The sequence below is a fragment of the Variovorax glucosi genome (assembly GCF_051216695.1).
In the GTDB taxonomy this organism is placed as follows: domain Bacteria; phylum Pseudomonadota; class Gammaproteobacteria; order Burkholderiales; family Burkholderiaceae_C; genus Variovorax.
The window spans coordinates 627,619-642,151 of the sequence record NZ_JBPJZE010000002.1 but is presented as its reverse complement, the minus strand read 5'-3'; the positions used below and the strand labels follow the sequence as shown (position 1 = coordinate 642,151).

General features: G+C 61.6%; 14 protein-coding genes and 1 tRNA gene. 7 read left to right on the top strand and 8 right to left on the bottom strand.

Features of this window, described 5'->3' with window-relative positions; genetic code table 11:
- Positions 1-5 precede the first annotated feature (5 nt).
- The 4 genes from ACSFA3_RS11360 (at position 6) to ACSFA3_RS11345 (ending at position 3,417) form a co-directional block, all read left to right on the top strand.
- Entirely contained in the window at positions 6-641 is a 636-nt protein-coding gene (locus ACSFA3_RS11360; RefSeq protein WP_435505543.1) for an L-threonylcarbamoyladenylate synthase, read from the top strand.
- A 69-nt stretch (positions 642-710) separates the two neighbouring features.
- Positions 711-1,382 carry a site-2 protease family protein gene (locus ACSFA3_RS11355; protein ID WP_435505542.1) on the top strand — a complete coding sequence of 224 codons (672 nt, stop codon included), beginning with the start codon at positions 711-713 and terminating at the stop codon, positions 1,380-1,382.
- Positions 1,383-1,407: 25 nt separating this feature from the next.
- Positions 1,408-2,751, top strand: a complete 1,344-nt coding sequence (locus tag ACSFA3_RS11350; protein WP_435505541.1) for a tryptophan--tRNA ligase — start codon at positions 1,408-1,410, stop codon at positions 2,749-2,751.
- 66 nt (positions 2,752-2,817) lie between these two features.
- The gene (locus tag ACSFA3_RS11345; protein ID WP_435505540.1) at positions 2,818-3,417 is read left to right on the top strand and encodes a response regulator transcription factor; all 600 of its coding nucleotides are present in this window, start codon (positions 2,818-2,820) and stop codon (positions 3,415-3,417) included.
- An 87-nt stretch (positions 3,418-3,504) separates the two neighbouring features.
- On the opposite strand, the gene shkS is transcribed toward ACSFA3_RS11345, so the two are convergent.
- A complete protein-coding gene (gene shkS / locus ACSFA3_RS11340) occupies positions 3,505-4,941 on the bottom strand; it encodes a surface-behavior sensor histidine kinase ShkS (protein ID WP_435505539.1) in 1,437 nt (478 codons plus the stop codon).
- A gap of 1,074 nt (positions 4,942-6,015) precedes the next feature.
- Between shkS and ACSFA3_RS11335 the strand changes: the two genes are divergently transcribed.
- The gene (locus tag ACSFA3_RS11335) at positions 6,016-6,222 is read left to right on the top strand and encodes a hypothetical protein (RefSeq protein WP_435505538.1); all 207 of its coding nucleotides are present in this window, start codon (positions 6,016-6,018) and stop codon (positions 6,220-6,222) included.
- A 797-nt stretch (positions 6,223-7,019) separates the two neighbouring features.
- Here the strand turns inward: ACSFA3_RS11335 and ACSFA3_RS11330 are convergent.
- From ACSFA3_RS11330 to ACSFA3_RS11310, 5 genes are all read right to left on the bottom strand, one after another.
- Positions 7,020-7,107 (bottom strand) — tRNA-Ser (locus tag ACSFA3_RS11330).
- A 34-nt stretch (positions 7,108-7,141) separates the two neighbouring features.
- Positions 7,142-8,506 (bottom strand): serine--tRNA ligase, encoded by a 1,365-nt coding sequence (gene serS / locus ACSFA3_RS11325; protein WP_435505537.1) that lies wholly within the window; start codon positions 8,504-8,506, stop codon positions 7,142-7,144.
- A gap of 40 nt (positions 8,507-8,546) precedes the next feature.
- The gene (locus tag ACSFA3_RS11320) at positions 8,547-9,509 is read right to left on the bottom strand and encodes a threonine/serine dehydratase (protein ID WP_435505536.1); all 963 of its coding nucleotides are present in this window, start codon (positions 9,507-9,509) and stop codon (positions 8,547-8,549) included.
- Positions 9,506-10,468, bottom strand: a complete 963-nt coding sequence (gene ispH, locus ACSFA3_RS11315; protein ID WP_435505535.1) for a 4-hydroxy-3-methylbut-2-enyl diphosphate reductase — start codon at positions 10,466-10,468, stop codon at positions 9,506-9,508. Before ispH ends, ACSFA3_RS11320 begins: the two co-directional genes overlap by 4 nt.
- The gene (locus tag ACSFA3_RS11310) at positions 10,468-10,941 is read right to left on the bottom strand and encodes an FKBP-type peptidyl-prolyl cis-trans isomerase (protein WP_435505534.1); all 474 of its coding nucleotides are present in this window, start codon (positions 10,939-10,941) and stop codon (positions 10,468-10,470) included. Before ACSFA3_RS11310 ends, ispH begins: the two co-directional genes overlap by 1 nt.
- Positions 10,942-10,994: 53 nt before the next feature.
- On the opposite strand from ACSFA3_RS11310, the gene radC reads away from it, so the two are divergent.
- On the top strand, positions 10,995-11,672 hold the full coding sequence (gene radC / locus ACSFA3_RS11305; RefSeq protein WP_435505533.1) for a RadC family protein: 678 nt from the start codon (positions 10,995-10,997) through the stop codon (positions 11,670-11,672).
- Complete coding sequence (locus ACSFA3_RS11300; RefSeq protein ID WP_435505532.1) at positions 11,672-12,328, top strand: Smr/MutS family protein; 657 nt, start codon at positions 11,672-11,674, stop codon at positions 12,326-12,328. Before radC ends, ACSFA3_RS11300 begins: the two co-directional genes overlap by 1 nt.
- Positions 12,329-12,341: 13 nt before the next feature.
- Here ACSFA3_RS11300 and ACSFA3_RS11295 read toward each other — a convergent pair whose 3' ends face one another.
- Together ACSFA3_RS11295 and ACSFA3_RS11290 are read right to left on the bottom strand one after the other, a co-directional pair.
- A complete protein-coding gene (locus tag ACSFA3_RS11295; RefSeq protein WP_435505531.1) occupies positions 12,342-13,319 on the bottom strand; it encodes a tripartite tricarboxylate transporter substrate-binding protein in 978 nt (325 codons plus the stop codon).
- A gap of 32 nt (positions 13,320-13,351) precedes the next feature.
- Positions 13,352-14,518: a mandelate racemase/muconate lactonizing enzyme family protein gene (locus ACSFA3_RS11290; protein WP_435505530.1), complete on the bottom strand. Its 1,167-nt coding sequence runs from the start codon at positions 14,516-14,518 to the stop codon at positions 13,352-13,354.
- Positions 14,519-14,533 lie beyond the last annotated feature (15 nt).

Sequence of the window (14,533 nt, the reverse complement as noted above, 5' to 3'; positions counted from 1 at the left end):
TCAACATGGCTCAGTATTTCGAACTCCATCCAGACAACCCTCAGCTGCGTTTGCTGAAGCAGGCTGTTGCGCTGTTGCAACGCGGCGAAGTTCTCGCCGTTCCGACCGACTCGAGCTACGCACTGGTTTGCCATCTCGACGACAAGGATGCGGTCGACCGCCTCCGTCGCATCCGTCAGGTCGACGACAAGCACCACCTGACGCTGCTTTGCCGCGACCTGAGCGAGCTTTCCAACTATGCCAAGGTCGACAACAAGCAGTACCGTCTGCTGAAAGCCGCGACGCCCGGGCCCTACACCTTCATTCTCGAAGCGACCAAGGAAGTACCGCGACGCGTGAGCCATCCACAGAGGAAGACCATCGGGCTTCGAGTGCCGGATCACAAGGTGCTTTGCGAGCTTCTCACCCTGCATGGCGCACCGCTCCTGGCGACGACATTGATACCGCCGGACGAGACCGAGCCCATGAACGATGCGCAGGAAATACGCGACCGTTTCGAAAAGCTGATCGGTGCCGTCATCGACGCCGGAGCCTGTGCGTCGGAACCCACGACGGTGGTCGACCTGACGCCGATGGACGGCGGCGGCGACCCGGTGGTTGTCCGCGAAGGTCGCGGAGCACTGTCGCTTCTGGGTCTGTGAAAGCCTCACCACCCAATGTCGGTACCCAATATTTGTCCCCGACGCAATGCCGTCTGAGACAATAAGTAAGTGGATATAACCAACCTCGTCCAGACCGTCCTGATCTATGCCCTGCCCGTGATCTTTGCAATCACGATTCACGAGGCCGCACACGGTTATGTTGCCCGCTATCTGGGTGACGACACGGCTTACCTGATGGGCCGGATGACCCTCAATCCACTCCGGCATATCGATCCCGTCGGGACCATCATCATGCCCCTGGTCCTCTACTTCGCGACCTCGGGCGCATTCCTGTTCGGCTATGCCAAGCCGGTTCCGGTGCAGTTTGGAAATCTTCGCAATCCGAAGCGGGACATGATTTGGGTCGCGCTGGCAGGCCCGGCATCGAACTTCATCATGGCGACAGGTTGGGCCGTCGTGCTGGTCACTCTGGTCGCAACGGGCGTCGACGAAACCTTCTTTCTCAAGATGGCGCAAGGCGGGGTGCTGGTCAACCTCGTGATGTGGGCCTTCAACCTCTTTCCGCTGCCACCACTCGACGGCGGGCGCGTACTCGCCGGACTGTTGCCGCGCGGCGCAGCCCAGACGGTGCTTGCACGCATCGAGCCCTTCGGTTTCTTCATCGTCATGGCGCTGGTGTTGGCAGGCCTCATCAGCACGTGGTGGCTCCTCCCGCTGATCGGCTTCGGTTCGAAGGCCATCGGCGTTCTGATCTCGCCACTTGCCGCCCTGCTGCGCTAGCTTCGACTGCCGTTCCATCCGTCCAATGTCATCATCTTCTTCCTCACCGTCGATCACGCGCTTCCTGACCGGCATCACGACCAGCGGTACGCCGCATCTCGGCAACTACGTCGGTTCTGTCCGGCATTCGGTGCGCTTCAGCCACCGTGCGGATGTCCAGAGCTTCTACTTCCTGGCCGACTATCACGCCCTGATCAAGGTCGGCGATCCGGCACGCATCCAGCGCTCGACTTTGGAAATCGCCGCATCATGGCTGGCTTGTGGACTCGACCCGGAACGCGTGACGTTCTACCGCCAGTCCGATCTTCCGGAAATCGCCGAACTGACGTGGTTCCTGACCTGCGTCACCGGCAAAGGCCTGCTTAACCGCGCCCATGCCTACAAGGCTTCGGTCGACAAGAACGTCGCGAAGAACGAGGACCCGGACGCAGACGTCACCGCCGGGCTCTTCATGTATCCGGTGCTGATGGCAGCCGACATCCTGATGTTCAACGCGCACAAGGTCCCGGTCGGCCGTGATCAGGTTCAGCACATCGAGATGGCGCGCGACATCGCCCAGCGCTTCAATCATCAGTACGGCGAGCATTTCACGCTGCCCGAAGCCGAGATCGATGAATCCGTGGCCACTCTGCCAGGCCTCGACGGCAGGAAGATGAGCAAGAGCTACGACAACACGATCCCGCTTTTCACCCCACGCGCCCAACTGCAAAAGCTGATCGGCGGCATCGTCACCGATTCGAGGGCACCCGGCGAACCGAAGGAAACCGACGGCTCCGCTCTTTTCCAGATTTTCCAGGCGTTCGCCGACGCCGACGAAACGGCTGCGCTTCGCCAGCAGTTTGCCGACGGAATCGGCTGGGGTGATGCAAAACAGCTCGTATTCGAGCGAATCGACCGAGAACTCGCACCGATGCGTGCCCGCTATGAAGAATTGTTAAACGATCCGGTCGAAATAGAAGGCATTCTTCTCACCGGCGCACAAAAGGCACGCGACCTGTCGCAGCCATTCATCGGCCGGTTGCGACATGCCGTCGGTCTGCGCAAACTGGACACTTCAGGAAACAAAGATGCAAAGAATTCTCCGAATTCACAGAAGGCGTCGAAGACCACCCTGTCGACCTTCAAGCAGTACCGGGAGCGCGACGGACAGTTCTATTTCAAGTTTCTCGATGCCCGGGGCGAACTGCTGCTGCAAAGCCGCGGTTTCGCGTCGCCTCAGGAGGCAGGTAGAGCTATCGGCATACTCCAAAAGCAAGGCTCGAACGGTCTCTCGGCGCTGTTGGCGCAGCTCGAACCGATCGACAATCTAAAGATGCGGACGGTGGCGGACGCATTGGAGGCGCTTGCACAGTCGGCGAGCGGTAACTGATAAATAGATTCGTGCAGAGGACCGTGAATTGCGGTCCATGCGTCCCAAAGACAAAGAAAGCAGACCATGAGCATTTACGTTATCGATGATCACCCACTAATGCGCGACGCCATCGTGATGGTGCTTCGCCGCCTGCGCCCCGCAGAAAACATCGTCGAGCTCGAACGGCTCGACAAGCTCACGGCGGCCGTCAAACAGCATGGCATGCCCGATCTTTTCTGTCTGGACCTCAAGTTGCCGGACACGACGGGTTGCTCCGGCGTCATCGCGGTCAAGCAGATCTATCCCGACGTGCCGATCGCCGTCTACTCGGCTTCTCCCGCAGCCGACATGGAAGAGGCTTGCATCGAGGCCGGTGCAGACACCTACATCGAGAAGTCGGCGAGTTCGGCCGAACTGACCGCCGCTCTCCGCGGCCTGCTCATGGCGGACAGCGAAGCCGAGGAACCGGCAGCCGCATCGAGCAGCAAGCTTTCGAAACGCCAGACACAGCTGATCGCCATGCTCGACAAGGGCATGAGCAACCGCGACATCGCCACCGACCTCGAAATCAGCGAGCACACCGTCAAGGTCCACCTCTGGCGCCTGTTCCGACGTCTCGGCGTGAAAAGCCGTACCCAAGCCCTTCATCACGCGCGAAATCACGGTCTTCTATCGGGCGCCTGAGAGAACTCGCGAAAAAAGGAAGGGGCGATCGAATCGCCCCTTTTTTTCGTCTGTCGCGGTCGATCCGGTCGATCCGTTCGATCTGACTCAGCCGACGGCGCCGGAGATCCGCGTCTGCGCCTGGGATTCGTCCGCGTCGTTCAGCGCCACTCTGAACACGCTTCCCCGACCCAGCCGCGAGCGCACGCTCACCGGATGTCCCAGCGCGTGCGACAGGCGCGCGACGATCGCCAGACCCAGGCCGAAGCCGTCCGAAGTGCCGGCATGGTCGGCCACCTTGTAGAACTCCAGGAAAACGTCGCGCAGGTGCTCGCGCGCGATACCGATGCCCGTGTCCCAGACCTCGACGCGCAAACCGTCGCGGGTCTGGCGTGAGGCCAGAAGTACCCCACCTTCCGCGGTGTACTTGATCGCGTTCGCCAACAGGTTTCCGAGCATTCGTCGTACGCGGATCGGGTCGGTGAGCACCACGCCCTTGGTCGCGTGGACGCTGAACTTCAGCCCCTTGGCCTCGGCCACCGGCCGGTACTGCAATTCGAGATCGTGCAAAAGCTGCGCCACGTCGACCCGTTCAATATGCAGGCGCACCTGGCCCGAATCGATGCGCGCCAGGTCGAAAAGCGAATCGAACAGCGCATTCACAGCGTGGGTGGCGCGAACGATCTTCGGGGCGATTTCCTGCACCAGCTCCGGCTCGTTCCTCAACCAGTCGGCGTAGAGCGAAAGCGCGAGCACCGGCTGGCGCATGTCGTGCGCCGCGCTCGCAAGAAACCGGTTCTTCATAGCCACCGCCGACACTGCAGCCTGGCGTTGCTGGGTCAGCGAATTGATCAGGATGTGGTTGTGGAAGAGCAATTCGAAGCTGTTGCGCGCAGTTTCGTGGATGCGACGACCCGATCTCAGGAGCAGCCACCAGTGAAGCACCGGCAGCAGAAGGAAGCCGTAGTGGAAATGCGGGCGCTGGAACTCCATGTCGATCACCCGGTAGGCGACCGCCACCATCATGGTGCCGAAAAGCACATTCACATAGCGCTTGAGCAGCGGCGGATAAAGCGCCAGGCCGTTCAGCGGAAAGGTAGCGACGCCGGCGACGATCAGCCAGCTCATGAACTGGTTAACGATCGGCGTGCGCTCGAAGAAAATCAGGATCGACAGGCCCCAGGCAAATGCGCTCCCGGCCCAGAGATAGCGATAGCGATCGACGAAACTCTGCTGGGAAGCGGAATCCTTGTCTGCATATTCGCGCGCGTAGACACGTTCGCCCCAGACACGGAACGCCGTGGCGACGGTGCCGATGACGAGCCACAGGAACAGCTGCCAGCGCGGGACGTGGCCCCAGCTGAGGCTCACCATGGCGGGCATCAGCGCGGCGGCGAGAAGGTAGGAGCCTCGCGCCGCACGCATGAGGCTGCGGATCAGTTCGCCGCGAACCCACGGTTCGGCCTCATCGGCCGTGGCAGGTGCAGGCGTCAGACTCGCAAACGACGAGTTCCCGAGCCCCACGAACGACGAATTACCCTTCATGACGCACCACCTCTGTCGGTCTGCCTAGAACGCCTGCTGCGAAGCAGCGACGCATGGCGGGAAGATCGTATGAATCTGCGAGTCCTGCGAATCCTGCGGATCGGCCGGCTGCTGAGGGCTCGAAAAAATGGCGCCTGGACAGGCGCCTCAAAGTCACCATGGTGTGAAAGTCGGCCTCATAAGCTCGGGGCGGCGTTACAGAATGAATCGTCACGCAGTGTCTCATAGACGCAACCATAGTCTTGTCTCGGACCTACAACGAACTGATTCATCTGGACGCACATCGTCCAATCGAATTCCATGACGCGGTGCATCACGATCAAAGTCGGTCGACAATGATTTTCAAATTTCGTACATCTTGAAACCAGTGTGGAGTCGCCAACGAACACTCTCGAGCCGGTCAGGCTGTGTTTTCCGTCGAGCTTTTCCTGTGGCGGTTGCTTGTCGAACCGCCCTCTACGAGCAGGTCGTGGGTCAAGTGGTGGAAGCATCAGCTCGAGCGCCAACGTAGATAATTGAAGCTGCTCGTGCAGGCAGGCGGCAAGGTTTCAGAATCTGCTGCGCGCGAATCACGAAATGCCTGGACCCATTGAGATTTCCTGGCGTCGACTTATCCAAGACTCTTTTCGATGTCGTGTTGAAGCACTCTTCGTCTCCGTGTGTTTGAGTCGACACAGCAGAAGTCATTTGGGGTAATCATCGTTGCACACATGATCACGCCAATAAGCTGCCCAACAGCTTTGATTTGCTGACCAACACGTCGGGAAGAACTGGTAGACCAGCGCCAGGTGTCCTTCGCTCTTTAACGGAGATCTCTTAGCTTCGCCTTTAGTGATTCAGGAGAAGAAATGGGGCATGGCCCTATGCTGCGCCAGAGATGCGCTTCGGCCAACGCAGCGCTGTTGGTCAAGAGCGGGAGCCAGTGAGGCATTGCGCGGGCGTTCCTAGGATCCCCTTCACGATGGCCTACTCGACACGTCGATCTTTGCTCGTCGATGGCAGGCGTTTGGCACTTTGCCTTAGGATTGATAGAGAATGTGTCCAGTTGCAACACAGCCAATCAAGGACCGGCATATGCCCAACAACTTCAAGCGCCACTCTCTCGAAGCGATCGAAAAACACCTGTCGGAGGCACTCTCGGAGCTCTTCGGGGAGAAGACCTTCGTGACGGTCGAACAGATGGAAGTAACAGGACCTGAGAGAAAAGGTGTCAGGCTGGTCGCGTTGGCCGGGCCGGACCGTCGAGCAAAGCTGGAACCAGTACTTATCGACCAAGCTTGAGCATTCGCGCAATGGCTCGGCCAGGGATCGGCCGGGTTTTCGGCCGATGCGCCCTACTGGCTCGGACGACACGGTCGCATTGCATGTCGCGCTGCTCGACAACATCTCGAAGCGGATGGTAAACCGCGATTTTGCGACCAAGTCTTCTTTGATCGAATTGCGGATAGCAGTCTTTCCGAACACGCGGAACATGAAATCAAAGGACTGAAGAATTTCAGGCTTCATTAATGGTCCCGCAATTATTGTCGGCAGCCGCGTTGACGATATCGCTGTTGCAACAGTCGAAGACTTGGTAATGCAGTCTTCTTATGGCAGACGAATTGAAGTTGTTCGCAGCTAAGCGACGTTTCCACTCCATAGATGGTTTAAGCGCTCGGCGTATGCATGCATCATCCGCAGACACTATGGCAAATAGGTCGCAAAGTTACAGGTTGCGCTGACGGCATTGCGCTCCGCGTCAGCCAACTGCAGTTCGATATGCGCATCGCAAAAACTGAGCTCATGCAGGACCGTGGACGCCAAGCCACGGAACCCATGTGCCCGGTCATGGTCATGCAGCCCGCGCACCCCATCCGCTTCAAAGGCATTCCGCGTTCTTGCAGACGCGATCGGTGAGCGGTGGTTGGAGGACTTTCTTAAGCTTCGGGGGCGCGATGCCCTGCTATGCCGCCAGATTTGCCCCCGTTTGCTCATGGCTGTCGAAGCTCAACGAAAAACGACCGCGCACAAAAAAGCCCCGTCTGGCGGGGCTTTAGCGCTCTTTCGTGGCCGCTTGGCGCCAATCGAGAATCCATTACTGGAGGAGAGGGAGGGATTCGAACCCTCGGTACGTTTCCGTACGCCTGATTTCGAGTCAGGTACATTCGACCACTCTGCCACCTCTCCGGTGTCTGTCGAGCCTCAGATTATAGCACCACCATCAGGCGCGCAAGAATTCGACGCCGCCGATGTAGGGACGCAAGGCGGCCGGAATCCGGATCGAACCGTCTTCGTTCTGATGGTTTTCCAGCACTGCGACCAACGCACGGCCGACAGCCAAGCCCGAGCCATTGAGTGTGTGGACCAGCTCGTTTTTGCCCTGCGCGTTCTTGAACCGCGCCTGCAGCCGACGTGCCTGGAAAGCTTCGCAATTCGACACCGAGCTGATCTCCCGGTACGTGTCCTGTGCCGGCAACCAGACTTCGAGGTCGTAGGTCTTGGTCGAGCCGAAACCCATGTCGCCGGTACACAACAGAACCACGCGGTACGGCAGTTCCAGCGCCTGCAGCACAGCCTCGGCATGGCCGGTCATGTCTTCGAGCGCTTCGTAACTGCGGTCGGGATGCGTGATCTGCACCATCTCGACCTTGTCGAACTGATGCTGGCGGATCATGCCGCGCGTGTCGCGACCCGCACTGCCAGCCTCCGATCGGAAGCACGGTGTATGGGCCGTGAGCCTGATCGGCAGAGTCGCCTCCGGTACGACCTCGTCTCGCACGAAGTTGGTCAGCGGCACTTCGCTGGTCGGGATCAGGTAGAGCGCCGCGTTGTCGGGCGCCGGCTCGCCGTCCTGACCGCCCTTTTTCGCCGCGAAAAGGTCGCCTTCGAACTTCGGCAGCTGACCGGTACCGCGCAGCGAATCGGTGTTGACGATGTATGGCACGTAGCACTCGGTATAGCCGTGCCGCTCGGTCTGCAGATCGATCATGAACTGCGCCAATGCGCGATGCAGCCGCGCGATCGGGCCTTTCATGAAGCTGAAGCGCGATCCGGCGAGCTTGGCGCCCATCTCGAAATCGAGTCCGAGCGGCATGCCGAGATCGACATGATCGCGCGGCGTGAAACCCGGCGCCGTCGGCGATGCGCCCGCGCCGCCGTTCGGGCTCCAGCGCCGCACTTCGACGTTGCCGCTTTCGTCTTCGCCGACCGGCACGCTGACATGCGGCAGGTTAGGCACGGCCAGCAGGATGGAATGCAACTCAAGCTGAATGGCACTAAGCTGGCTCGGCAAAGACTCCAGTTCGGTTTTGAGGGTGTTTGCCTTTGAACTCAGTGTTTCGAGGTCTGTTACCGGTAAGCCTGATGAAGTGCCTTCGTCTGTTTTTCCCGATCGCAATCTGCCAATCGCTTTGTTTACGAAATTTCGATCCGCCTGCAACTCTTCTGTACGGATTTGAAGTGTCTTGCGCCGATCTTCTAGCGAGTTGAACGCGTCGACGTTGAGGAAAGTCTGGTTTTTCTTGCGCGTTTCGAGTCGGGCCACGGCCGAAGCCAGGTCCTTGCGCAGCAGGGTGATATCGAGCATCGACGGATTTTATGATCCCGGCCGATGCCGATCCGCGACTTCAGCCGAGCGTGGACGGATCCACGTTGGCGCCGCAGACGATCAGGCAGACCTTCTCGCCAGCGCGCGGCACGTAAGCGCCTGTCTGCAGTGCGGCCAGCGGCAAGGCAGCCGCCGGCTCGACGGCCATCTTCATCTCGCGCCAGAGCCACGATTGCGCGGCCTTGATGGCGTCGTCGGTCAGCAGCAGCGCTTCGTGCACATGGCGCTGCGCGATGTCCCAGGCGATGGCGCCGATGCGCTTGGCGCCCAGTGAATCCGCAGCGATGCCGCCGACATCCACATCGACCGGCTCGCCGGCTTCACGTGCGCGGAACAGCGTCGGTGCGCGTTCCGGCTCCAGTGCGATCACGCGGGTCCGGCCGGCAAACCAGCCGGCCAGTCCGCCGATCAGCCCGCCGCCGCCGACGCTCACGAGAACGCTGTCGGGCAGTCCGCCCTGCGCCTCGATTTCGCGCGCCAGCGTGCCGGCGCCGGCCACGACTTCGGGCTGGTCATAGGCATGCGTGAGCAACGCGCCGCTTTCTTTCTGCCGCGTCAGGCAAGCCGCCAGCGCATCGGCATACGCATCGCCGACCACCGTGACTTCCGCACCCAACGCTCGCAATCTGGCCCGCTTGGCTTCGGAAGACACGCCGGGCAAGAACACCTCGCAACGCACGCCGAGCGCACGCGCCGCAGCAGCGGTCGCGATGCCCGCATTGCCGCCCGACGCGACCACGACGCCGCCGGCAGGAATGTCGTTGGCCAGCAGCCGGTTCATCATCCCGCGCGCCTTGAAACTGCCGCTGACCTGCAGATGTTCCAGCTTCAGCCAGATTTCGACGCCCGAGGCGGCGAGCGAAGCCGGCAAGCCCAACGCGTCCGGCGACAGCTTCCAGAGCGGCGTTTCACGCAGATAAGTGCCGCGATACGCGTCCAGCCGTTGAGCCGCGCGCTCGATTTCGGCGTGCCAGCCGGTCACGAGATATGGCTCGGCGGCGGCGCGTGGTCCAGACGCAGACCCTTGGGCAACGGGAACTTGATCGTTTCCTCGATGCCGTCCATCTTGCGGACCGACACCGCGCCCAGCGCGCGGACGCGATCGATCACTTCCTGCACCAGCACCTCGGGCGCAGAAGCGCCGGCGGTAAGGCCGACGCGCGATTTGCCTTCGAACCAGGCGGGCTGCAATTCTTCTGCCGAGTCGACCATGTAGCTTTCGGTGCCCAGGCGTTGCGCCAGTTCGCGCAGCCGGTTGCTATTGGAACTGGTCGGGCTGCCGACGACGATCAGGATGTCGACCTGCGGACTCATGATCTTCACCGCATCCTGGCGGTTCTGCGTGGCGTAGCAGATGTCCTGATGCTTGGGTTCGCGCACCTTGGGGAATCGCGCGCGGACGGCAGCGGCGATCTCCGCGGCGTCGTCGACCGAGAGCGTGGTCTGCGTCACGACAGCCAGCTTGTCGGTCTGGCCGGGCTGCACGCGGGCGACATCCGCCACGTCTTCGACCAGATGGATGCCGCTCGAAAGCTGGCCCATCGTGCCCTCGACCTCGGGGTGGCCCTTGTGGCCGATCATGATGAATTCGAAGCCTTCCTTCGCGAGCTTCGCGACCTCGACATGGACCTTCGTCACCAGCGGGCAGGTCGCATCGAAGATGTCGAAACCGCGCGCCCGAGCTTCTTCCTGCACTGCCTTGCTGACGCCATGCGCGCTGAAGATCAGCGTCGAGCCCGGCGGCACATCGGCCAGGTCCTCGATGAAGATCGCGCCCTTCGCCTTGAGTTCGTTCACGACATAGGTGTTGTGCACGATCTCGTGGCGCACGTAGATCGGCGCGCCGAACTTGGCCAGCGCGCGCTCGACGATCTCGATCGCGCGGTCGACGCCGGCACAGAAACCGCGCGGCTCGGCGAGAAGGACTTCGCTCAGCGGCATCACAGGACGCCGATGAGCCGGACTTCAAAGGTCACGGGCTGCCCGGCGAGCGGATGGTTGAAGTCGAACTGCACGGCCGTGTCGTTCGATGCGATCACGGCACCGGCGTAGCTGCCCTGACCGTCGGGGGTCGGGAACTGCACGACGTCGCCGGTCGCATAACGCTCGTCGGGGTCGCCGAGTTTCGCCAGCAGCGTCCGCGCCACCCATTGCTGCATTTCGGCATTGCGATCGCCGAAGGCTTCGCCTGCCGGGATGTCGAAGGTCGCATGCGTGCCCTCTTCCAGCCCGATCAGGCGCTGCTCGACGGCCGGCGAAAGCTCGCCGGTACCGAGCGACAGCGTCGCCGGCTTGTCTGCGAAGGTGTTGATGATGTCGCCTGCCGGTCCGGCGAGCCGGTAATGCAGCGTCAGGAAAGAACCGGCAGCGACGACGGCGGGGGCTGTGGAAGATGGCAAAGACAAGATGGGCATCCCGATAAACTGGCCTTCATTTTAGGGAGCGCGGGCCACCGCCCGCCGTCGCAATGACTTTCAAGGATCTGCCGCTGGAAATGCGTCCGCGAGAAAAGCTCGTCGCGCGCGGCGCGGCTGCGCTGGGCGACGTCGAACTGCTCGCGCTCCTCCTGCGCACGGGACTGCCTGGAAAGAACGTGTTGCAGCTCGCGCAGGAGGTGCTCGACAGGTTCCGCGGGCTTGCCGGCCTGCTGAGCGCGAGTCTCGACGACCTGAAAACGGTCAAAGGGCTGGGCGGCATGGCCAAACGCGCGGAACTCAGCGCCGTGCTGGAAATCGCACGGCGGGCGATGGCCGAGCGGCTGAAGGAGCGCGAGGTATACGAATCGCCCGATGCGGTCGGGCTTTACCTCCAGATGCAGCTCGGCTCCCGTCCGCATGAAGTGTTCGCCGTGATGTTCCTCGACGTCCAGCATCGGCTGATCGCATTCGAGGAACTGTTTCGCGGGACACTGACGCATACGAGCGTCTACCCACGTGAAGTCGTGATGCGTGCGCTGCACCACCATGCTTCGGCCCTGGTGCTGGCGCACAACCATCCGAGCGGCGGCCTGGAGCCTTCGCGCGCCGACGAAACGCTTACGCAGACGCTGAAGGCCGCGCTGTCGCTGGTCGACGTGCGGGTGCTGGACCATGTGATCGTCGGCGACGGCAAGACGCTGTCGATGGCAAGCAAAGGATTGATCTGATGGCGAATAAATCTGCGGGTCTGAAGACGCTGGCCGACCTCGGCCAGGTCCAGCGTGCGCTGGCCGAAACGCGCGAGCGCGAAGCCGCTGCAGCCGCCGCCCGGGCGCTCGCCCAACGCAAGCTGGATGCCGAAAAAGACCTGTTCAGCCGAGCGATAGGCGCCACCCAGCCCCTGCGCCGGGTTGCCGCCGTACCGCTCGCACCGGAGCCCCCGGCGCCGATTCCGGTGCAGCATCAGCTGGACGAACAGCGCGTGCTGCGCGAATCGCTCTCGGACGAATTCGATGTCGAGACGCTGCTGGACGTCGACGACGCCATGAGCTTCCGCCGGCCCGGTATCGGCACCGACGTCACGCGGCGGCTGCGGGCAGGCGAATGGTCGATCCAGCGGCAGCTCGATCTTCACGGCATGCGCAGCGACGAGGCACGAGAAGCGCTGGGTGCCTTCATCCGCACTGCGAACAAGCTGGGAATCCGCTGCGTGCGCGTGGTGCACGGAAAAGGACTCGGATCGCCGGGCAAGATGCCGGTGCTGAAGACGAAGACACAGCGCTGGCTGATCCAGAAGAACGAGGTGCTGGCATTCGTGCAGGCAAAACCGGCAGAAGGTGGCGCCGGAGCGCTCGTGGTCTTGTTGGCGCCGGTGCGGAGGTGATTGGCGCCATTGCTCAGTCGGCGTACTCGCCTGCGTCCTTGATCACCTTCGACCAGCGCGCCGTCTCGGCGACCAGGAACTTGCGATGGCCGGCCGGATCGAGCCGGTCGTCGGTGACCACCGTCAGACCCAGTGCCTCTTCGCGTTTGATCAGGTCCGGATCCTTCAACGCGGTGCGAAGTGCGGCATTGAGCTTGACCAGCACCGCCGGTGGCGTTCCCTTTGGGGCATAAAGGCCGTGCCACACCTGGACGTTGAAGTCTTTCAGGCCCGATTCTTCCAGCGTCGGCGTATCTTTGAGTGCCGGAAGTGCGAGCCGCTGCAAGCTGGTAATGCCGAACACCTTCACTTTCCTGCCTTCGATCTGCGGCACTGCGTTGACGGCCTGCTCGCACATGACATCGACCTGTCCGCCGATAAGGTCGGTCATGGCAGGCGCCGTCCCCTTGTACGGAACTGGCGTCATGTTGGTCTTGATCGCAGACTGAAACATCAGTCCGCAAAGGTGCGACGCCGAGCCGAGACCCGCATTGGCCAGGTTCACCGTGCCGCCGTTCGCGGCAATCCACTGGCGCAGCTCGGCAAAGTTGTTCGCCGAGAGACTCGGTTTGCCGATCAGCACCGACGGCGCTTCGTTGATCAGGCCCAGAGTCTCGAAGTCGTCTGGCACCTTGTAACTGAGCTTGCGGTAGAGCGCCGGCGCAGTGGCCATGCCAATGTGGTTAACCAGCAGCGTGTAGCCGTCCGGTGTGGCCCGCGCAACCCGTGCAGAACCAATCGTGCCGCCGGCGCCGACCGTGTTGTCGACGATCACGGTTTGTACGAGAGGCTTTCGCAGGGCCTCGGCCAAGTCGCGGGCGATCTTGTCGGTGGGGCCACCCGCCGCGAACGGGACGACGAGCGTGACCGGTTTGTCGGGGAAGTCGGCAAAAGCCAAGGTGACGGAGCCGACCAAGGCAAAGCCGGTGACGCAGCGCCATAACGTTTTCATGTTCTTGTCTCCTTTTTTTTGGGTTCGCGAACTCAGGCCGACAGCGCCTGCATCTCTCGATACAGGTCGGCCTTGCCTTCGAAGCCGATGCCGGGCAGATCGGGCAGCGTCACGAAGCCGTTCTCGACCTTCACACCGTCCGGAAAACCGCCGAAGGGCTGGAACAGGTCCGGGTAGGACTCGTTGCCGCCCAGACCGAGGCCGGCCGCGATGTTCAGCGACATCTGGTGGCCGCCGTGCGGGATGCAGCGAGTGGCCGACCAGCCGTGCTCCTTGAGCATGTCGAGCGTACGCAGGTATTCAACCAGTCCGTAGCTCAGCGCACAGTCGAACTGCAACCAGTCGCGATCCGGTCGCATGCCGCCGTAGCGAATCAGGTTGCGGGCGTCCTGCATCGAGAACAGGTCTTCGCCGGTGGCCATCGGATTCTTGTAAAAATTGCGAAGGGCCGCCTGAAGCTCGAAATCGAGCGGGTCGCCCGGCTCCTCGTACCAGAAGAGGTCGTATTGCGACAACGCCTTGGCATAGGCGATAGCAGTCTCCAGGTCGAAACGGCCATTGGCGTCCACGCAGAGCTTCTGACCGTCCTGCAGCACCTCCATGATCGAATCGATGCGGCGCAGATCCTCATCGAGCGAGGCGCCGCCGATCTTCTTCTTGACCACCGTGTAGCCGCGGTCGATGTAGCTGCGCATCTCGTCCTGAAGCTTCCCGTGGTCCTGACCGGGGTAGTAGTAGCCGCCGGCTGCGTAGACAAAGATCTTGCGATCGGGCTTGCCGTTGCCGTACCGGTCGGCGAGCAACTGGAACAACGGCTTGCCTTCGATCTTCGCGACAGCATCCCAGACCGCCATGTCGATCGTGCCGATGGCCACCGAGCGCTCGCCGTGACCGCCGGGCTTCTCGTTGGTGAACATCGCGTTCCAGATCTTGTGCGGATCGAGGTTGTCGGCGGTGGCGTCGACCAGCGAAGCAGGGTCGGCTTCGAGGATGCGCGGAATGAACCGTTCGCGCATCAGCTTGCCCTGTCCATAACGTCCGTTCGAATTGAACCCATACCCCACCACGGGCTTGCCGTCGCGGATCACATCGGTGACCACGGCCACAAGACTCAGCGTCATCTTGCTGAAGTCGATGTAAGCGTTGCGGATGGGTGAACTGATGGGAATTGTCTTTTCCCGGATCTCTACGATCTTCATGCCTGGCTCCTGTCG